Origin of the sequence: Tistlia sp. (genome assembly GCF_040905785.1) — a bacterium.
Taxonomy (GTDB): domain Bacteria; phylum Pseudomonadota; class Alphaproteobacteria; order Kiloniellales; family DSM-21159; genus Tistlia.
The window spans coordinates 1-19021 of record NZ_JBBDQW010000014.1; the positions used below are offsets into that span (position 1 = coordinate 1).

The window sequence follows — 19021 nt, forward strand, 5'->3', positions numbered from 1 at the left end:
CAGCCCTCGACAGGCTCAGGACGAAGCGGAATGCGGTGCGATTTCAAGACCTAGAGCATTTTCCGATCAGTCGCGGTCATATCCGGCAGCAGCGAAGTAGTTCTCGCATTCGCCCGGGGTGAAGATCTCGACGCCCTGAGCGATGGCCAGCCAGAGGTCGTCAACGGTCCTCGGGGCGAGCTTCTTGAGGAAGGCCTTGAACTTGGAGAAGGCCATCTCGATCGGATTGAAATCGGGGCTATAGGCCGGCAGGAAGCGCAGCTCGGCGCCGGCGGCCTCGATGGCCTGGCGCACGGCGAGACTCTTGTGGGCGGGCAGGTTGTCCATGACGACGATGTCGCCAGGGCTCAGGGTCGGCCCCAGAACCTGCTCGACATAGGCCAGGAAGGCAGGACCGTGCATGGCGCCGTCGAGGACCATGGGGGCGGTCATGCCGCCGAGCCTGAGGGCGCCGACGAAGGTCGTGGTCTTCCAGTGGCCGTGCGGCACCGGCGCCCGGCAGCGCTGGCCGCGCCGGGACCGCCCGTAGCGACGGGCCATCTTGGTCGAGGCGCCGGTCTCGTCGATGAACACCAGGCGCTCCGGGTCCAGCTCCGGCTGGAGTTCGAACCAGGCGCGCCGACGCCGGAGCACGTCAGCGCGCTGCTGCTCGCTGGCGTGCGCGGTTTTTTTTGAAGCTTTGGCCGTGCCGGTCGAGCAGTCGCCACACACTGCTCTGCGCCGGCCTGATCCCGTGGATCTCGTCCAGATGAGCGGCGATCTCGGCCAGGGTGACGTCCGGCGTCTGCTCGATCAGACACAGGATCTCCTCGGCGTGGGTCTCGAGATGCTGCGAGCGCCGGTCGCAGCCCTGAGGGCGAGGCTCGACCGTGCCTCTCCGCTGCCATTGCTCGACCCACTTGATCGCTGTCGAGGCGGAAACACCAAAGCGCCTGGCCGCCGACCGTCGACTCATGCCGCCGTCAACCGCCCGAACCAGCCGTTCCCGAATGTCCATCGAAAGAGGTCGCGTCATGCAGGCTGGCCTCCCTCACCAGCCCACATCTTGAATCAGAATTCACGCCGCGCCGGAATCCCCTGTGAGTCCGTCAGGTAGGAAAGTGCTCTAGCAGCACTGAATAGAGTCTCGACACTCATGATCTGCCACAGAGGTAGACGAGCGATAGGCACCACACATTAGCATGGCATTTTTCCGCGACTGGCGCGATCATTATGGATGCGGTCGCATGCGCAGATGCGGCGGCTGATGCCGGGTGAGGCTTGTTGCCTTTTCGCCGCATGCCGCCCGGCCAACTGTGCCGCGCTGGACATGATGAAGGTTGTTGACGAGGTGGCCGAGCGATGCACCAGCAGGCGAACCAGGCGCGAGATCCCCAGTACGCAGAGCGCAACGCGGGGCAGTGCCGCGTCGCCGGCAGAAGGTCGCGATGCAGCTCAAGGGCGCTCCGACAGCGTCGGCTGAGCAGGCGCACTTGTCCTCTGGAGAGTTAGATTCCCACCTCAACAGCCCGGGACTCTCCTGTTTAATCCCCAGAATAATTCGGCCTCCACTGGAACACGTTGCCAAGTCGATATCTACACAGAGAGGGCGCCGTCGCAATGGAAAGATCCAGTCGGAAAGATAGCGAGGCAATGAAGATCGTCGCTTTCTCAACCACGATCTTCCTTCTGAGCGTGGGGGCGCTCCAGGCTACTGAGAGACCAATGAGAAGGGATTGCATACTACTGGTGGATTTAAGATGGGGTACGGAGACCGCTTCAGAACGCGACGCCGTGATAAATCGTATGCCGGATGCGCTGTGGTCATTTAGGCTGCAGGGCAATGCCCCGGTCGCGACGCAGATTTCATCGCAAGGTGACATTTATTTGCAGTTCTCAAGCGGCTGCGATTCTAAACGTCAGCTTGCGCGTAAGCTTATGCTGCATATGAAAAACAAGATATCGTCGTTTCCTGCTTTCACAATAACTAGTGACATTGTAGAGCCTGGACTGTTAACAATCGATGTATGCGGTAAGGTATGGCGAGATTGCCAGAGTGAGAATTAACCTTAGCACGTCGGCGCTGGACAAACGACTCTTGAGGCTTGCGCGAGCATGACTTGTGATCGCTTGCATGTTCCTGATGTAGAGGTACGTACAGCTGTGCGTCAGGGGCTCGATGAGCAGATGGCGTCGGTATCTGTCCCGGGGAGAGGGAATGGACCTGGAGTAAGGGCGGCGCTACCTTTTCGAGGTTAGAAGTCAGAGCCTTGGAAGCATTCAGGAGGTTTGACGATCAGAATGCGTATGGTGGTGGATTCAAATTTCCTAGAGAGACAAGAGCTTACGGAATACTTGGCAGCGTCGACCGAGAATAGCATTGTTCTCACCGATTATGTCGCGATGGAAGCCTATAAAGCGGATACTCTTACTTCCATCTGCCGGCGCATGACAATTCCCTGCCAGTATCCCGCACAAGTGATGGTCCTGCGCTCTACAAGAGACGCGTGTGGCCTCGCTTTGAGGGCTGACGACTTCGCCGAACAAATCATTGATCCAGAACAGTCGGCGGGCTTTGGGCGCTTTTGTCAAGCGCTGGCACTTGCGGAATCCGGCAATCAGAAAATTCGACAGAGAGTGCTTGAGCACGGCCGCGAAGCACGAGAGCATTTGGAGCGGATGCTTTGCGAATCGGATGGCATGATGTCCGCGATCACGGAAATGGCCGCAGGGTTTTCGTCTCAAGAACTGAAAGCAATTCGGCGACCAGACGCGGCGTACTCGGACGCGTTGGTGAGTAAGCTCGCGCGTAATATCATTGCGCTTTCCTTGAATCTGATGAACTCCCATCCTGACGTGAAAAAGGAAGCGCCTTCATTCCAGGGAGCGACGGACAGATTCATTTTTCGGATAGCCATATGCGGCCTTGTCCTTGCAACGCGATGGATCGCTGTGGGCGGCGTGCAGGGCGTAAGGCCGGAAAAGATTCGGAATGATCAAGTAGACATTAACTTTGCGGCTTTCGCGACGTACTATGACGGGCTTTTTACCGCCGATAAGAAACTCACGGAACTATACCGTGAGTCGAAAGCATGGCTCAACATCTTCGGAGAGGCCAATCCTGCTTGACCCCGTTGAGGGCGAAGGTGCGCGCCCGCACTAGTCTAGCAAGGCGACGCTGCACCGCCATCCGCTTCGTCCCGAACTATCGAGGGGCGTGGGAGCACCGCAGTTAAGCAGGAACCGGCCGCGCTCACGCCCGCCGGAACAGCGCCAGCTGGCTGGCGCCGCCGAGGCGGGGGTGCTCGCCGGCGAGGTCGCGGCAGGCGACCCGGTAGGCGTTGCGGGCGGCGACGCCCTCGGCCCAGGCGCGGAACTTCGTCCGGTCCCACTCGAAGCGGTGGTCCGGGTGGCGCCGGCGGTGATCGGGCACGCCGAGCAGGGGATTGAAGTCGCTGTTGGGGGTGGTCACGACGACCGTGGCCGGGCGCGCGCGGCCAAAGACATTGCGCTCGACGGCCGAGAGGCGGTCGGGCTCGATGTGCTCGATGGTCTCGAGCAGCACCGCCGCCTCGAAGCCGGTCCAGGCGTCGCCGCCCTCGGTCATCGAGCCCTCGACGACCTCGACCTTGGCGCCCAGCGCGGCGGGCAGGGCCTGCAGCGCCCGGCGCAGGACCGCGAGGGCGGTCGTGGAGAGGTCGAGGGCGAGGACGCGCTCCACCTCCGGCTCGCGGGCCAGGCGCAGGCTCAGCGGGCCGTCGCCGCAGCCGAGGTCGAGGATGCGGCGCGCGCCGGACTCGCGCAGCAACGCGACGACGACCTCGATCCTCTGGTCGTGGAGGTGGGTGGTCACCGGGAGGCGCGCGCCGGCGGCGCCGGGCGCGTTCCCGCCGCCAGCCTCAGCCCGCGCTCTGCGCCTGGGGCTGCTGGGGCTGGCCCATGTTGCCGACGGTGAAGGACTCGCCGCAGCCGCAGCGGCCGGTCTCGTTGGGATTGCTGAAGACGAAGCCGGACTGCAGCTTGTCCTCCCGGTAGTCCATCTGGCTGCCGAGCAGGAACATGACGGCGGTCGGGTCGATGAAGATGCGCACGCCGCGGTCCTCGATCACGTCCTCGAGCTTCTTGCGCTCCTTGGCGTACTCGACGAAGTAGCTGAGCCCCGAGCAGCCGCGCGACTTCACGCCGACGCGCAGGCCGAGGATCTGCTCGTCGGCGGGCGCGGCGGCCATCAGCTTCTTGACGCGCTCGGCGGCGGCGTCGGTCAGCGTCAGCATCGGACCCATGGCGTTCTTCCTCTCGTCGTCGCGGCGCGTGCGATGGCTTGCCCGCTGAATATAAGGGCTTGGGCGGCCTGCTTGAAGGGGGCGCTCAATAGATGCCCAGGGCCAGGCGCGCGTCCTCGGTCATCTTCTCCTTGTCCCAGGGCGGGTCCCAGGTCAGCGTCACCGTGACCTCGCCGGTGCCGGGCACGGTGGCGATCGCGCGCGCGACCTCGCCGGGCAGCGTGCCGGCGACCGGGCAGGCCGGCGCGGTCAGGGTCATGGTGACGTCGACGGTGCCGTCCCCGGCGATCTCGAGCCCGTAGATCAGGCCCAGGTCGTAGATGTTGACCGGGATCTCCGGGTCGTAGACCTCGCGCATGGCGTCCTCGACGGCGAGGCGCTCGGCGACCGGCTCCTCGGGGTCCTTGGGGCTGCCGGCGTGGGCCTGGGTGCCCTCGTCGGCCTCGCTCTCCATGGAGCCCGGCCACATGTAGGGATTGTAGTGCGCGGGCGCCGGCAGGTCGTCTTGCCCGCCGCCCTGGTCCACGACCTCGGCGCCGGGAGGCGCGGCGAGGTCGGCCTCGGTCACCACGGGGCGCTCGCGGCTCGCGCCCGGGGCGAGGTCGCGGTCCCGGGTGTCGGTGACGGGGGTGTCGCTGCTCATGGTCCGGTCCTTCGAGAACAGATTGCGCAGGAAGCTCATGCCGTTGCCGCCTGTCTGCTGAGTTTCTGGATGTGCTTCAGCATGGCCATCATGCCGACCTGACGCTGGGTGGTCAGGGCGCCGAGGTTGAGCCGGCGCACGTGGTCGAGCGAGAGGTCCTGGATCTCCTCGTCGGTCAGGCCGCTGAAGGATTCGGTCATCATGTGGACCAGCCCGTTGACGATGGCGCCGTCGCTGTGGCCGCGGAAGTAGTGCCGGCCGTCGCGCTCCCGGTGCAGGATCCAGACCCGCGACTGGCAGCCGTGCATCAGGTTCTCCGGGGTCATGGCCTCCTCCGGAAAGCGGTCGTCCTTGTGCTCGCGGGCCAGGTCGAGGATGTACTCGAAGCGCATTTCTTCATCGAGCACCTCCAGGGCCTCCACGAACTCCTGGTATCTCTCCATCGACATCCCGCGGCCCTATCCCAGCTTCGCCTTGACCTTCTCGAGCCCGCGCGCCAGCGCCTCGACGTCCTCGTGCCGGTTGTAGCAGGCGAGCGAGGCGCGCGCCGTCGCGGTCAGGCCGAGGCGGGCCATCAGCGGCTGGGCGCAGTGGTTGCCGGTGCGCACCGCGACGCCTTCGCGGTCGAGGATCAGGCCGATGTCGTTGGCGTGGGCGAAGTCGGCGTGCAGCGAGATGACCCCGCCCTTGCCCGGCGCCGTGCCGACGATGCGCAGACCGTCGATGGCGGCGAGGCGCTGCGTCGCGTGGTTGAGCAGCGCCTGCTCGTGCGCGGCGACGCGCTCGATGCCGAGCTCCTGCAGGTAGTCGATGGCGACGCCCAGGCCGACCGCCTGGGCGATCGGCGGCGTGCCGGCCTCGAACTTGTGCGGCAGCTCCGCCCAGGTCGAGCCCTCGAAGCTGACGGTCTCGATCATCTCGCCGCCGCCCTGGTAGGGCGGCATGGCCTCGAGCAGGGCCTCCCTGCCGTAGAGCGCGCCGATGCCGGTCGGGCCGTAGAGCTTGTGGCCGGTGATGACGTAGAAGTCGCAGTCCAGGGCCTGGACGTCGACCCGGCTGTGGATCACGCCCTGGCAGCCGTCGATCAGGGTCGCGGCGCCGGCGGCCTTGGCCTTCTTCACGATCTCGGCGATCGGCAGGATGGTGCCGAGCACGTTCGACATGTGGGCGACCGCGACCAGCCTGGTGCGCGGGCCGAGCAGGCGCTCGAAGGACTCCATGTCCAGGCGGCCGTCGTCCTCGATGCGTGCGACCTTCAGGACCGCGCCGGTCGCCTGGCAGAGCAGCTGCCAGGGCACGATGTTGGCGTGGTGCTCCAGCTCGGTGACCAGGATCTCGTCGCCGGCCTTCAGGTTCTGGCGGCCCCAGCTCTGGGCGACCAGGTTGATCGCCTCGGTGCCGTTGCGGGTGAAGACGATCTCGCGCTCGCTGGCGGCGCCCAGCAGCCGGCGCACCTTCTCGCGCGCCGCCTCGAAGGCCGTGGTCGCGCGGTCGCTCAGGTAGTAGAGGCCGCGGTGGACGTTGGCGTACTCGGTCTCGTAGAGCCGGCTGACCGCCTCGATGACCTGGCGCGGCTTCTGTGCCGAGGCGGCGCTGTCCAGGAACACCAGAGGCTTGCCGTAGACCTCGCGCTGCAGGATCGGGAAGTCGGCGCGCACGGCCTCGACGTCGTAGGGTCGCTCCGGCGCGGCCAGGCTGCCCGGGGGAGCGCTGGCCAGGGGTGCGCTGCTGCTCATCGCCCGGCCTCCCCGCCGCTTGCGCCCTGCTGCTTCTCGCTCGCGACCTGCAGCCAGGCGCGCACGCGCGCCAGCAGCGGCACGTGCAGCGCCTCGTCGCTTAGGGTCTCGATCGCCTCGGCCAGGAAGGCCTCGATCAGCAGGGCCCGCGCCTGGCGCCCGTCGAGGCCGCGGCTGCGCAGGTAGAAGAGGGCGTCGGCGTCGATCTCGCCGGCGGTCGCGCCGTGGGCGCACTGCACGTCGTCGGCGTAGATCTCCAGCTCCGGCTTGCTGTCAATCTCGGCCTTGTCGGACAGCAGCAGCGTCTTGTTGAGCATGCGGCCGTCGGTCTTCTGGGCGTCGCGCTCGACCAGGATCATGCCCTGGAAGACGGCGCGCGCCGCGTCGTCGAGCGCGCCCTTGTAGGTCTCGCTGGCCGAGGTGTTGGGCACCCGGTGCTCGATCCGCGTCGTGGTGTCGCCGTGCTGGGTGCCGCGCAGCAGGTAGGCGCCGTTGAGCGCGATGTGGGCGCCTTCGCCGACCAGGGCGAACAGCAGCTCGTGTCGCGAGAGGGCGGCGCCAAGAGTCAGGCTGAAGCCCTCGTAGCGGGCATCGGCGGCCAGGCTGCCGCGCGTCGTCGCCAGCTCGACCGCCTCGGCGCCGGCCTCCTGCAGGCGCAGGTGGACCAGGCTGGCGCCGGCGCCGAGGTCGATCTCTGTGACGGCGTTGGCGAGAGAGCCGGTCGGGCCGAGGCCCTGGATGCGCTCGACCAGGGTCGCCCGCGCGCCGGCGCCCAGCACCACGAGGTGGCGCGGGCAGTGGAACACCGGCCGCTCGCTGAGGCCGCCGAGCTGGACCAGCTCGATGCGACCGGGCACGACGACGCCGGGCTCGACCAGCAGCACCAGGCCGTCGTCGAGCAGCGCGGCGTTGAGCGCCAGCAGCGACTGCTGCGGGTCGTCGCCGCCGTCGCCCTCGGTCAGGGCGCCCAGGCGGCCCTCCAGGAGCGCGGGCTCGCGCTCCAGGGCCTGGGCCAGGGAGAGCAGACGGACGCCCTCGGGCAGGCCCGCCGTCGCGCTCAGCTCGGCGCGATAGAGGCCGTCGACGAAGACCAGGCGGGCCAGCGGCGCCTCGGCGATCAGGGCCGGGACGGCGTCCAGGCTGACCGGCTCCTGGCGCTGCGCCGGCAGGTACTCGCGGTCCTTCAGGGCGCGCGGCAGGTCGGTGTACTTCCAGGCCTCGAGCCGCCGGTTCGGCAGGCCATGCGCGCGGAAGCGCTCCGCCGCCTCGGCGCGCCGGCGGCTCAGCCAGGGCAGGGTGCCGCCGGGGAGGGCGAGGGGGCCCTGGTCCAGGAGGCCGGAGAGCACGGGCAGGTCGCGCATCAGGCCGCCTCGGTCTCGGCGAAGGCGGCGTAGCCTTCGACTTCCAGCCGCTCGGCGAGCTCCGGGCCGCCGGACTCGACGATCCGGCCGCGCGACAGGACGTGGACCCGGTCGGGCACGATGTAGCCGAGCAGGCGCTGGTAGTGGGTGATCAGCAGGAAGGCGCGCTCGGGCCCGCGCAGGGCGTTGACGCCGTCGGAGACCGCCTTCAGGGCGTCGATGTCGAGGCCGCTGTCGGTCTCGTCGAGCACCGCCAGGCTGGGCTGCAGGCAGGCCATCTGCAGCACCTCGTTGCGCTTCTTCTCGCCGCCGGAGAAGCCGACGTTGACGGCGCGCTTGAGGAACTCGTCGGACATGCCGAGCTCCTTCAGCTTCTCGCGCAGGAACTTCATGAACTTGAGCGCGTCGTAGCGCGGCTCGCCGCGGTGCTCGCGCACCGCGTTGACCGCCTCGCGCAGGAAGGTCGTGTTCGGCACGCCGGGGATCTCGACCGGGTACTGGAAGGCCAGGAACAGGCCCTCGCCGGCGCGCTCCTCCGGCTCCAGGGCCAGCAGGTCCCGGCCCTTGAAGGTGACCGAGCCCTCGGTGACCGCGTAGCCGTCGCGGCCGGCCAGCACGTAGGACAGGGTCGACTTGCCCGAGCCGTTCGGCCCCATGATCGCGTGGACCTCGCCGCCGGCGATCTCCAGGTCGATGCCCCGGAGGATCGGCTTGCCCTCGACCTCGGCGTGGAGGTTGGTGATTTTCAGCATGCTCTCGGTCATCGGTTCAGGATCTTCCCGGTTCATGTTTCGTCGCGGTCGGGGCGCTTCATGGTTCGACAGGCTCACCATGAAGCGCGGGTCGTCTCGGCGCCGGCTTCACGGCGCGCTTCCTGCTTCGACAAGCTCACCATGAAGCCACGTGGGCCGGCTTCGGGGCGCGCTTCATGGTGAGCTTGTCGCACCACGAAGCGCGGCGAGCGCCGCTGCCGGACCCTCAGCCCACCGAGCCCTCCAGGCTGATGCCGACCAGCTTCTGGGCCTCGACCGCGAACTCCATCGGCAGCTGCTGCAGGACCTCGCGGCAGAAGCCGTTGACGACCAGGGCGACGGCGGCCTCGGCGCCGATGCCGCGCTGGCGGCAATAGAACAGCTGGTCGTCGGAGATCCGGCTGGTCGTCGCCTCGTGCTCGACCTGGGCGGTGCGGTTGCGGTTCTCGATGTAGGGCACGGTATGGGCGCCGCAGCGGTCGCCGATCAGCAGGGAGTCGCACTGGGTGTGGTTGCGCGCGTTGGCGGCGCGCGGGCCCATGCGCACCAGGCCGCGGTAGGTCTGGTTGGCCTGGCCGGCCGAGATGCCCTTGGAGATGATCCGGCTGCGCGTGTTCTTGCCCAGGTGGATCATCTTGGTGCCGGTGTCGGCCTGCTGGTGGTTGTTGGTGATGGCGATCGAGTAGAACTCGCCCACCGAGTTGTCGCCCTTCAGGATGCAGCTCGGGTACTTCCAGGTGATCGCCGAGCCGGTCTCGACCTGGGTCCAGGAGATCTTGGAGTTGCGCCCGGCGCAGAGGCCGCGCTTGGTGACGAAGTTGTAGATGCCGCCGCGGCCCTCCTCGTCGCCGGGGTACCAGTTCTGCACCGTCGAGTACTTGATCTCGGCGTCGTCGTGGGCGATCAGCTCGACAACCGCCGCGTGCATCTGGTTCTCGTCGCGCTGCGGCGCCGTGCAGCCCTCCAGGTAGGAGACGTAGGAGCCCTCCTCGGCGATGATCAGCGTGCGCTCGAACTGCCCGGTGTTCTGGGCATTGATGCGGAAGTAGGTCGACAGCTCCATCGGGCAGCGCACGCCCTTGGGGATGTAGACGAAGGAGCCGTCGGTGAAGACCGCCGTGTTCAGGCAGGCGTGCTTGTTGTCGGCGTAGGGCACGACCGAGCCGAGGTACTTCTGCACCAGCTCCGGGTGGTTCTTCACGGCCTCCGAGATCGAGCAGAAGATGACCCCGACCTCGTGCAGCTTCTTCTTGAAGGTGGTCGCCACCGAGACGCTGTCGAACACCGCGTCGACGGCGACCCCGGCCAGCATCTCCTGCTCCTTGAGGGGGATGCCCAGCTTCTCGTAGGTCTCCAGCAGCTTCGGGTCGACCTCGTCGAGGCTCTTCGGGCCCTCCTTGGTCTTGGGCGCCGCGTAGTAGCAGGCGGCCTGGTAGTCGACCGGCGGGAAGGCGACCTTGGCCCAGGCCGGCTCCGGCATCTCGAGCCAGTGGCGATAGGCCTTGAGCCGCCACTCGAGCAGCCACTCGGGCTCTTCCTTCTTGGCCGAGATGAAGCGGACGATGTCCTCGCTCAGCCCCTTGGGGGCCGTGTCCATCTCGAGGTCGGTCGACCAGCCGTGCTTGTAGCGCTCGCCGAGCGACTTGACCTTCTCGACCGTTTCGAGGCTTGCGACCATCCCGGTTAGATCCCTCTAGAAAACAGTGTCTGCGTCACGTGGCCGGGCCGCTCAGCGGGCCGGCTCGAGCGCCGGCGCGTCGGGCGCGGCCGGTGCCTGCTCCGGCGCGGCCTTGCCGCCAGTCGGTCCGATGGCCGGCTCGATGGCCGGTCCGATGGCCGGAAAGCCCCAGCTCATGTCGGCCAGGGTGACCCCGGCCAGCGCCTGGCGGATCGCGCCGTTGACCTTCTCCCAGTTGCCGCGCATCGGGCAGATCAGCTCGCTCTCGCAGCTGTCGTGGGCGCCCTCGACGCAGGCGGTGAGGGCGATCGGCCCCTCCAGCGCCTGGATCACGGCGGCGATCGAGATCTCCTCGGCGCTGGCGGTCAGGCGGTAGCCGCCGGCGGCGCCGCGCGTCGATTCGATAAGGCCGCTGCGCGCCATGCTGTTGAGCAGCTTGGCGACCGTCGGCAGCGGCACGCCGCTCTCCTCGGCCAGATGGCTCGCGCTGACCAGCCGCTCCGGCGCCTGCGCCATCTGCATCAGGATCACGACCCCGTAGTCGGTCAGGCGGTTGAGGCGGAACATCGGTCAATCCGGACTGTTCGTGTCGGGATTGGATATACCGCGGCCGGCAAGGCGTTCAAGCGCTTTCTTGACTGTATTGGTAGGATATGGCCGCCGGGCCGCGTCACGCCGGCGGGTCGGGCTGCTCGGTGCCGAATTGTCGGTCGCCGGCGTCACCCAGGCCGGGAACGATGTAGGCCCGCTCGTCGAGATGGCTGTCGAGCGCCGCGGCCAGGATCGGGATCCCCGGAAAGGCCTCGGCGAAGCGCTCGACGCCCTCCGGCGCGGCGATCAGGCAGAGGAAGCGGATCTCCTCGGCGGCGACGCCCCGCGCCAGCAGCACCCGCACGGCGTGGACGGCCGAGCCGCCGGTCGCCAGCATCGGGTCGACCAGCAGGACCCGGCCGGGCTCGTCCGGAAGCTTGACGTAGTACTCGCGCGGCTCGTGGCTCTCCTGGTCGCGGTAGAGCCCGATGTGGCCCTCCTGGGCGCCGGGCAGGAGCTCGCGCAGCGCCTCCGCCATGCCGAGCCCGGCGCGCAGGATCGAGACCAGGGTCACCGGCCCGACGAGGCAGCGCACCCGCGTCGGCGCCATCGGCGTCTCGACCTGGCGCGTCTCCAGCGCCAGGTCGCGGGTCAGCGCATAGCCCATCAGCAGGGCGACCTCGCGCAGCAGCTGGCGGAACAGCGCCGGCCGCGTCGTGCGATCGCGGATCAGGCCGAGCTTGTGCTCGATCAGCGGATGCTCGAGCAGGGTCAGGCTGGGAAAGCGCTCGTCGGTCATGGCCGCCTCGCTGTCGGGGCCCGCCGGAGCCGGGCCAGCAGGACGATCGGCACGATAGCGGCTGCCGAGAGCAAGGCCATGACGAAATAGCCGTCGGCGCCCAGGCCGTCATAGAGCCGGCCCGAGAGGAACATCACGCTGCCGATGCCCAGGCTGCCGGTGATCGTGGCGTAGAGCGCCTGGGCGGTCGCCGCGCGCTCGGGCGCCACCGTGTCGGCGATGTGGCGCATGGCGCCCAGGTGGCTGGCCGCGAAGGTGAGGCCGTGCAGCATCTGGATCGGCACCAGCAGCAGCGGGTCGGCGGTCAGCGCCATCAGCGGCCAGCGCACCAGGCCGGCCACCGCCCCCAGCCCGAGCAGGCGGTAGGCGCCGAAGCGGGCGAGCAGCCGGCCGCCGTGCCAGAACAGCAGCATCTCCGCGATCACGCCGATCGCCCAGAGCCAGCCGATCTGGCCTTCGCTCAGGCCCTCGCCGAGCCAGGCCAGGCTGCCGAAGGCGTAGTAGAAGCCGTGCGTGCCCTGGAGCGTCGCCCCGGCGATACAGAACAACAGGAAGCGCCGCTCGGCCAGCAGGGTCCAAGGCAGCCGCCAGCGGCCGGAACGCGCGGCGTCGGGTCCGCGGTCGGGCGGCAGCGCCAGCATCGCCAGCGCGGTCAGGCCGATCAGGCTGACGAAGGCGGCCAGGATCAGCTCGGTCGGGCGGCCGGTGAGCAGCCAGCCGCCGCCGAGGTTGGCGAGCACGAAGGCGACCGAGCCCCACAGGCGGGCGCGGCCGTAGTCGAAGCCGCCCGCCTCGAGCGGCCGCTTGCTGGCCTGGATCGCCAGGCTCTCCTGGATCGGCAGCTGCGGCTGGTGCAGCAGCGCGCCGATGCCCTGGAAGACCGCGATGAAGACCAGCGATTCGATGAAGCCGAGGCCGAGGAAGCAGCCGAAGGCGCCGGCCGCCAGGATCAGCATGAGCCGGCGCGGCCGGCCGCTGCGGTCGGCGAGGCCCGCGAGCGCCGGCGTCGTGACGATGCGCAGCCAGGCGGGCAGGGCGACGACCAGGCCGATCTGCTCGGCCGTGAAGCCGCGGCTCTCCAGCCAGACCGGGAAGTACGGCAGGTAGATGCCGATCGCGCCGTAGAGGCCGGCGTAGGTCAGGGCATAGGGCAGGGCGGCGCGGGCGCCGGGCGACAGGGCGAGCATCCACCCTGGTACCAGCCGTCCCCGCTCGCGTCCCATGCAGCCTGTGCAGGGCATCGCCCCGCCCTGGCGGGGCGGCGGCGATGCGCCGGACCCGCGACCCTAGAGCCGGGCCGGCCCTAGAGTCGGGCTCGATCAGGAGAGCCGGGCTCGATCAGGCTGCCCGGATCTTTGCGATGAACTGCTCGACTTCGCGGCTCAGGTGGTCCGCCTGCTCCGAGAGGTGGCTCGCCGCCTCGAGCACCTGCCCGGCGGCGCCGCCGGTCTCGGCGGCGGTCTGGGAGACGGCGCTGACGTTGCCGGTGACCTGCTTGGTGCCCGCGGAGGCCTGCTGGACGTTGCGTGCGATCTCCTGCGTCGCCGCGCCCTGCTCCTCGACGGCGGCCGAGATGCTGCCGGCGATTTCGTGGATCTCCTCGACCGTCGCGCCGATCGAGCGGATGGCGGAGGCGGCGCCGGTGGTCTGGCTCTGGATCTCGCCGATCTGCTGGGAGATCTCCTCGGTCGCCTTGGCGGTCTGGTTGGCCAGGGCCTTGACCTCGGAGGCCACGACCGCAAAGCCCTTGCCGGCCTCGCCGGCGCGCGCCGCCTCGATGGTGGCGTTGAGCGCCAGCAGGTTGGTCTGCTCGGCGATCTCCGAGATCAGGTTGACGACCTCGCCGATCTTGCGCGCCGACTCGACCAGGCCCTCGACCTGCGTGTTGGTCGCGCGGGCGTCGGCGACGGCCTTGGTCGCCGTCTGGGAGGACCGGTCGACCTGGCGGCCGATCTCCTCGATCGAGGAGGACAGCTCTTCGGCCGCGGAGGCGACCGTCTGCACGTTGCCGGAGGCTTCCTCCGCCGCGCTGGCGGCGGCGCCGGCCTGGCGCTCGGTCTCGTCGGCGGCGGCGCTCATCGTGCGGGCGGTGGTCTGCATCTGCGTTGCCGTCTGCGAGACGCCGTCGACGACGCTCTTCACGCTCGACTCGAAGTTGTCCGCGAATTCCAGCGTGGCGCGGCGCTTCTCCTCCTCGGCGCGCTGGCTGGTGAGCTTGTTCTCCTCGACCAGGCGCTGCTGCTCCACGGCGTTGGCGCGGAACACCTGGACGGCCTCCGCCATCGCGCCGATCTCGTCGCGGCGCCCGTGGCCGGGAACCTCGCTGTCGAGGTCGCCCTCGGCGAGATTGCGCATGCGTCGGCTCATCCCGGCGATCGGCCTGGTGATGCTGCGGGCGACCAGCAGCGACACCCCGCCCATGACCAGAAGGATCAGCGCGATCACGCCCGATTCCAGGGTCGCCTGCTTCCAGAAGGCGGCCTCGAGATCGTCGATGTAGACGCCCGTGCCGATCACCCAGCCCCAGGGCGCGAAGCCCTGCACATAGGACTCCTTGGGCACCGGCTGCTCCTGCCCGGGCTTCGGCCAGAGGTAGCCGACGAAGCCCGCCTGCTGCGCCTCGACCATCTTCACGAACTCGACGAAGAGGTGCTTGCCGGCCGGATCCTTGAAGCCGGTAAGGTCGGAGCCGTCGAGCTCCGGCTTGATCGGGTGCATCACCATGGTGGGATGCATGTCGTTGACCCAGAAATACTCGGTCCCACTGTAGCGCATGGCGCCGATGGCCTGGAGGGCCGCGCGCTGCGCCTCCTCCACGCTGGTCCCGCCGGCTTCGGCCTCGGCGTGGTAGGCGGCCGCGATCGCAACGGCGCTCTCGCCCAGCTGCCGAAGCTCCGTCTGCTTCTGCTCGACCAGGGTGCGGTTCAGCTCGACGAGGCGGATTCCCGCCAGGACGATCATGCTGATCGCCATCAGCGCGATCAGGGCGAGAACCCGATGCGCGATGCCGATGGACAGCGGCTTTCCGAGACTCATGGTGGCTCCTTGGTGCCCGTGCTGCGAGCGGCAGCCTTTGGAAGGGCTGCCAGGCTACCAAGGGAGGGTTAAGAATCGCTTTCTGGGAGAATTGGCGAGTTCTTCCCAACCGCATGGAGTGCGCGGGGCAGCGGGTCAGGCGCGCTCCGGCTCCGGCGGCGCAAGGGCTGCAGGGATCCCGCAGATATTTCACGAGCCCCTCGCGTCCTCGCGAATGAGGTCGCTGGCCTTCTCGGCGATCATGATGGTCGGCGAATTGGTGTTGCCCGAGGTGATGGTCGGCATGATCGAGGCGTCGACCACGCGCAGCGCCTCGATGCCGTGGACGCGCAGGCGCGCGTCGACCACGGCCTGGTCGTCCTGGCCCATGCGGCAGGTGCCGACCGGGTGGAAGATCGTCGTCGCGATGTCGCCGGCGGCGCGCGCCAGGACCTCGTCGCCCTCGAGCTCCGGGCCTGGCCGGATTTCGAGCGGCCGGTACCTGGCCAGCGGCGGGGCGGCGCAGATCCGGCGGGTCAGGCGCAGCGACTGCGCGGCGACCAGGCGGTCTGCCGGCGCCGAGAGGTAGTTGGGCAGGATCTCCGGCGGCCGGTCCCACTCGGGCCCGGCGATCGAGACCCGGCCGCGGCTCTCGGGACGCAGGTTGCAGACGCTGGCCGTGAAGGCCGGAAAGCGGTGCAGCGGGTCGCCGAAGCGGTCCAGGCTGAGCGGCTGGACGTGGTACTCCAGGTTCGGCGTCTCCTGGCTGGGGTCGGACTTGGCGAAGGCGCCGAGCTGGCTCGGCGCCATGGTCAGCGGCCCGGAGCGGTTGAGCGCGTACTCCAGCGCCATGGCGGCCTTGCCGAACAGGGAATTGGCCTGCTGGTTCAGGGTCTTGACCCCATGAACCTGATAGACCGCGCGAATCTGCAGGTGGTCCTGCAGGTTACCGCCGACGCCCGGCAGGTCGTGCTCGACCGGAACGCCGCGCTCCTGCAGCAGGGCGCCGGGACCGATGCCCGAGAGCTGCAGCAGCTGCGGCGAGCCGATCGCGCCGGAGGCCAGGATCACCTCGCCGCGCGCCTGCGCCGAGACCGGCCGGCCCTCGTGGCGGAAGGCGACGCCGCGGCAGCGCCGCCCCTCCAGCAGCAGCCGCTCGGCCTGGGCGTGGGTCAGCACGGTCAGGTTGGGCCGCTCCAGGACCGGCTTCAGGAAGGCGACCGAGGTGCTCCAGCGCCGGCCGCGCCGCTGGTTGACCTCGAACAGGCCGACGCCCTCGTTGTCGCCGCCGTTGAAGTCCTCGGTCGGCGGGATGCCGACGGCGATCGCCGCCTCGCGGAAGGCCTCCAGGATCTCCCAGCGCAGGCGCTGCTTCTCGACCCGCCACTCGCCGCCGGCGCCGTGCAGCGCGGTCTCGCCCTTGTAGTGGTCCTCGGAGCGCTTGAAGTAGGGCAGCACGTCGTCCCAGGCCCAGCCGGCGTTGCCCATCTGGCGCCACAGGTCGTAGTCGCGGGCCTGGCCGCGCATGTAGATCATGCCGTTGATCGAGGAGCAGCCGCCCAGCACGCGGCCGCGGGGGTAGGCCAGGGAGCGGCCGTTCAGCCCCGGGTCCTCGGCGGTCTTGAAGCCCCAGTCGGCGCGCGGGTGGCCCATGCAGTAGAGGTAGCCGATCGGGATCTTGAACCAGATCCAGTCGTCCTTGCCGCCGGCCTCGAGCAGCAGCACCGAGACCTTGGGGTCGGCCGACAGGCGGTTCGCCAGCACGCAGCCGGCGCTGCCCGCGCCGACCACGATGTAGTCGAAGGTGCCCAGCTCGCTGCGCTCCACGGCCTCGGCCATCGGCCCCGATCCTCCCTTGCCTGAGTCGGCCGCCAGCTTGCCGGATGGGGCGGCCCGGCGAAAGGGGCCGGCCGAAAGAGGCGCGCGGGGCCCTGGTCGGCGGCCTCTTGCTGCCTAACTGGAAGAACGGCAACGGCAGGAGGGGACGCTCGCCCATGCGCAACGGAGTGACGGCGCCGCTGGCGGCGCTGCTCGCGACCCTGGCCCTGGGCGGCTGCGCCGTCCTCGGCGGCCTGCCGGCGCCGAGCGAGCGCGGCGAGCGGCTCGCCGCCTTCCCGACGCGGGACCTGCCCCTGGAACGGCCGGTCACGATCCGCTGGAACGAGCGCATGGTGCCCTTCGTCGAGGCCGAGACCGACCGCGACGGCGCCTTCGTGCTGGGCCTGGTCCATGCCCACCTGCGGCTCGGCCAGATGGAGAGCCTGCGCCGCATCGCCCAGGGGCGCATCGCCGAGATGGTCGGCCCCTTCGCCGCCGACATCGACAAGTCCCTGCGCATCCTCGGCTTCGGCAGGGCCGCGCCGGGGATCGTCGCCGCCATGCCGGCCGAGAGCCGCGCCTGGCTGGACGCCTACCTCGAGGGCGTGAACCACTACCTGGCGACGACCGAGGCGCTGCCCCACGAGTTCGCGCTCTTCGACCTGGAGCGCGAGCCTTGGACGCCCGAGGACGTGGTGACGATCGGCCGCCTGGTGTCGACCGACGTCAACTGGCTGGTCTGGTTCGGCCTGCTGGAGCAGCGCGAGCGCGAGGACTGGCCCGAGCTCTGGGCGCGCCTGCTCGAGGCCGGCAGCAACTCGACGGCCAGCTACCGGCTGGAGGGCGAGGGCGAGACGCGCCTGCTCGAGGACATCCTGGGCGGCCTCGGCCGCAGCGGCTCCAACTCGGTCGCCGTCGCCGCCGGGCGCAGCGCCAGCGGCGGCGCCCTGATGGCCAACGACCCGCACCTGGGTGTCACCCTGCCGAACGCCTGGATCGTCGCCGGCTACCGGACGCCGAGCTACCACGTCGTCGGCCTGATGGTGCCGGGACTGCCCTTCGTGGCGGTCGGCCGCAACCCCTGGATCGCCTGGGGCGGCACCAACCTGCGCTCGGCGAACAGCGACCTGATCGACGTCTCCGGCCTGCCGCCGGAGGCCTTCGAGACGGAGCGCCAGGCGGTCGCGGTGCGCTGGTGGTTCGACGAGGAGGTCGAGATCCGCCACTCGCCCCACGGCCCGGTGATCACCGACGCGCCGCTGGTCGAGGCGGGCGCGGCCGAGGCGGCGCTGAAGTGGGTCGGCCACGGCCCCAGCGACGAGCTCTCGGCCCTGCTGGCGCTCAATCGGGCGCGCGACTGGGAAGGCTTCCGCGCGGCGCTGGCGGACTACGCCATCGCGCCGCAGAACTTCCTCTACGCCGATGCCGCCGGCGACATCGGGCAGGTCATGGCGACCCGGCTGCCGGCGCGCGCCATGACCCCGCCCGACGACCTGATCCGCCCGCTCTCGGCGGCCGCGGACTGGGAGCGAATGATCGGGACCGCGGACCTGCCGCAGGTCTTCCGGCCGCAGTCCGGGCTGCTCGCCTCGGCCAACAACCGCGGCGCCGAGGCCGCGGTGCCGGTCGGCTGGTTCTTCTCCTCGAACGACCGCATGGAGCGGCTCCAGGCGCTGCTCGCCGCCGATCCCGAGATCTCGCTCGAGCAGCTCGCCGCCCTGCAGCGCGACGTCTACATGGCCTCGGCGGTCGCCATTCGCGACGTCCTGCTGCGCCGCGCCGAGGGCCTGGCGCTGGCGGAGGAGCCGGCCGAGGTGCTGGCGCTGCTGCGCGGCTGGGACGGCCACTACCGGGCGGACAGCCGCGGGGCCCTGGCCTTCGAGCAGACCCTGGCGCCGCTCGTCGAGGCGCTGTTCGAGGACGCCGACCTCGCCGCCTTCGACGCCGGCGGCCGGCCTTTCCGGCTGATCGCAGAGGGGCTCGCGGCGCTGCCCGACGCCACCCTGCAGCCGGCCCTGGCCGAGGCCCTCGCCGGGGCCGCGCCCGGCGTCGAGCGCTTCGGCACCTGGGGCGCGCAGCACCGCCTGGTCCTGCAGCACCCGCTCGGCAACCTGCCGCTGCTCGGCGCGCGCTACCGCTTCGCCGACCATCCGACCGGCGGCTCGACCTCGACCCTCATGAAGACCGCCCACGCGCTGACCACCGAGCGCCACCCGACCCGCTACGGCAGCCAGTCGCGCCACCTCTCCGACCTCTCGGACCCCGACGCCAACTGGTTTGTTCTGCTCGGCGGCCAGGACGGCTGGTTCAACGCCGAGAACTTCCGCGACCAAGTGCCCCTGTGGCGCGCCGGGGAGTACGTGCAGGTGCCGCTCGAGCCGGGGGAAGGCTGGGGCGAGACGGTCCTGCTGGAGCCGGCGCAATAG

General features: G+C 69.5%; 16 protein-coding genes. 2 read left to right on the plus strand and 14 right to left on the minus strand.

Going from position 1 to position 19021, the window contains the following annotated elements; translation table 11 throughout:
- Positions 1 to 66: 66 nt before the first annotated feature.
- Positions 67 to 1015 (minus strand): IS630 family transposase gene (locus tag WD341_RS03875; RefSeq protein WP_368424107.1). Its coding sequence is split into 2 segments (ribosomal slippage): positions 67 to 673 and positions 672 to 1015, totalling 951 coding nucleotides; the frame shifts between segments, so codons are not numbered across the junction.
- Between the two features lie 1265 nt (positions 1016 to 2280).
- Here WD341_RS03875 and WD341_RS03880 point away from each other — a divergent pair.
- Positions 2281 to 3108, plus strand: coding sequence for a hypothetical protein (locus WD341_RS03880; protein ID WP_368424108.1), 828 nt, complete (start codon positions 2281 to 2283; stop codon positions 3106 to 3108).
- Between the two features lie 124 nt (positions 3109 to 3232).
- On the opposite strand, the gene WD341_RS03885 is transcribed toward WD341_RS03880, so the two are convergent.
- From WD341_RS03885 to WD341_RS03945, 13 genes are all read right to left on the minus strand, one after another.
- The gene (locus tag WD341_RS03885) at positions 3233 to 3832 is read right to left on the minus strand and encodes a methyltransferase domain-containing protein (protein WP_368424109.1); all 600 of its coding nucleotides are present in this window, start codon (positions 3830 to 3832) and stop codon (positions 3233 to 3235) included.
- 46 nt (positions 3833 to 3878) lie between these two features.
- Positions 3879 to 4262 (minus strand): HesB/IscA family protein, encoded by a 384-nt coding sequence (locus WD341_RS03890; protein ID WP_368424110.1) that lies wholly within the window; start codon positions 4260 to 4262, stop codon positions 3879 to 3881.
- 85 nt (positions 4263 to 4347) lie between these two features.
- Positions 4348 to 4944, minus strand: coding sequence for a DUF59 domain-containing protein (locus WD341_RS03895; protein WP_368424111.1), 597 nt, complete (start codon positions 4942 to 4944; stop codon positions 4348 to 4350).
- Positions 4941 to 5354, minus strand: a complete 414-nt coding sequence (locus WD341_RS03900) for a SufE family protein (protein ID WP_368424112.1) — start codon at positions 5352 to 5354, stop codon at positions 4941 to 4943. The genes WD341_RS03895 and WD341_RS03900 overlap by 4 nt, the downstream gene beginning before the upstream one ends.
- 9 nt (positions 5355 to 5363) lie before the next feature.
- Positions 5364 to 6641 (minus strand): cysteine desulfurase, encoded by a 1278-nt coding sequence (locus tag WD341_RS03905; RefSeq protein WP_368424113.1) that lies wholly within the window; start codon positions 6639 to 6641, stop codon positions 5364 to 5366.
- Positions 6638 to 8002, minus strand: a complete 1365-nt coding sequence (gene sufD, locus WD341_RS03910; RefSeq protein WP_368424114.1) for a Fe-S cluster assembly protein SufD — start codon at positions 8000 to 8002, stop codon at positions 6638 to 6640. The genes WD341_RS03905 and sufD overlap by 4 nt, the downstream gene beginning before the upstream one ends.
- Positions 8002 to 8754: a Fe-S cluster assembly ATPase SufC gene (sufC, locus tag WD341_RS03915; protein ID WP_368424153.1), complete on the minus strand. Its 753-nt coding sequence runs from the start codon at positions 8752 to 8754 to the stop codon at positions 8002 to 8004. The genes sufD and sufC overlap by 1 nt, the downstream gene beginning before the upstream one ends.
- A gap of 226 nt (positions 8755 to 8980) precedes the next feature.
- A complete protein-coding gene (gene sufB, locus WD341_RS03920; protein WP_368424115.1) occupies positions 8981 to 10432 on the minus strand; it encodes a Fe-S cluster assembly protein SufB in 1452 nt (483 codons plus the stop codon).
- 51 nt (positions 10433 to 10483) lie between these two features.
- A complete protein-coding gene (locus WD341_RS03925) occupies positions 10484 to 10999 on the minus strand; it encodes an SUF system Fe-S cluster assembly regulator (RefSeq protein WP_368424116.1) in 516 nt (171 codons plus the stop codon).
- 103 nt (positions 11000 to 11102) lie between these two features.
- A complete protein-coding gene (upp, locus tag WD341_RS03930) occupies positions 11103 to 11762 on the minus strand; it encodes a uracil phosphoribosyltransferase (protein WP_368424117.1) in 660 nt (219 codons plus the stop codon).
- A complete protein-coding gene (locus tag WD341_RS03935) occupies positions 11759 to 12949 on the minus strand; it encodes an MFS transporter (protein ID WP_368424118.1) in 1191 nt (396 codons plus the stop codon). The genes upp and WD341_RS03935 overlap by 4 nt, the downstream gene beginning before the upstream one ends.
- Positions 12950 to 13100: 151 nt before the next feature.
- Positions 13101 to 14798 carry a methyl-accepting chemotaxis protein gene (locus WD341_RS03940; protein WP_368424119.1) on the minus strand — a complete coding sequence of 566 codons (1698 nt, stop codon included), beginning with the start codon at positions 14796 to 14798 and terminating at the stop codon, positions 13101 to 13103.
- A gap of 189 nt (positions 14799 to 14987) precedes the next feature.
- Positions 14988 to 16616: a GMC family oxidoreductase gene (locus WD341_RS03945; RefSeq protein ID WP_368424120.1), complete on the minus strand. Its 1629-nt coding sequence runs from the start codon at positions 16614 to 16616 to the stop codon at positions 14988 to 14990.
- Positions 16617 to 16771: 155 nt separating this feature from the next.
- Here WD341_RS03945 and WD341_RS03950 point away from each other — a divergent pair, with 155 nt between their 5' ends.
- Complete coding sequence (locus tag WD341_RS03950; protein WP_368424121.1) at positions 16772 to 19021, plus strand: penicillin acylase family protein; 2250 nt, start codon at positions 16772 to 16774, stop codon at positions 19019 to 19021.

Coding starts and splice junctions, on each gene's coding strand:
- WD341_RS03880 (WP_368424108.1), top strand. CDS start 2,281: ATGCGTATGGTGGTGGATTCAAATTTCCTAGAGAGACAAGAGCTTACG.
- WD341_RS03890 (WP_368424110.1), bottom strand. CDS start 4,262: ATGGGTCCGATGCTGACGCTGACCGACGCCGCCGCCGAGCGCGTCAAG.
- WD341_RS03895 (WP_368424111.1), bottom strand. CDS start 4,944: ATGAGCTTCCTGCGCAATCTGTTCTCGAAGGACCGGACCATGAGCAGC.
- WD341_RS03900 (WP_368424112.1), bottom strand. CDS start 5,354: ATGTCGATGGAGAGATACCAGGAGTTCGTGGAGGCCCTGGAGGTGCTC.
- WD341_RS03905 (WP_368424113.1), bottom strand. CDS start 6,641: ATGAGCAGCAGCGCACCCCTGGCCAGCGCTCCCCCGGGCAGCCTGGCC.
- sufD (WP_368424114.1), bottom strand. CDS start 8,002: ATGCGCGACCTGCCCGTGCTCTCCGGCCTCCTGGACCAGGGCCCCCTC.
- sufC (WP_368424153.1), bottom strand. CDS start 8,754: ATGCTGAAAATCACCAACCTCCACGCCGAGGTCGAGGGCAAGCCGATC.
- sufB (WP_368424115.1), bottom strand. CDS start 10,432: ATGGTCGCAAGCCTCGAAACGGTCGAGAAGGTCAAGTCGCTCGGCGAG.
- WD341_RS03925 (WP_368424116.1), bottom strand. CDS start 10,999: ATGTTCCGCCTCAACCGCCTGACCGACTACGGGGTCGTGATCCTGATG.
- upp (WP_368424117.1), bottom strand. CDS start 11,762: ATGACCGACGAGCGCTTTCCCAGCCTGACCCTGCTCGAGCATCCGCTG.
- WD341_RS03935 (WP_368424118.1), bottom strand. CDS start 12,949: ATGCTCGCCCTGTCGCCCGGCGCCCGCGCCGCCCTGCCCTATGCCCTG.
- WD341_RS03940 (WP_368424119.1), bottom strand. CDS start 14,798: ATGAGTCTCGGAAAGCCGCTGTCCATCGGCATCGCGCATCGGGTTCTC.
- WD341_RS03945 (WP_368424120.1), bottom strand. CDS start 16,616: ATGGCCGAGGCCGTGGAGCGCAGCGAGCTGGGCACCTTCGACTACATC.
- WD341_RS03950 (WP_368424121.1), top strand. CDS start 16,772: ATGCGCAACGGAGTGACGGCGCCGCTGGCGGCGCTGCTCGCGACCCTG.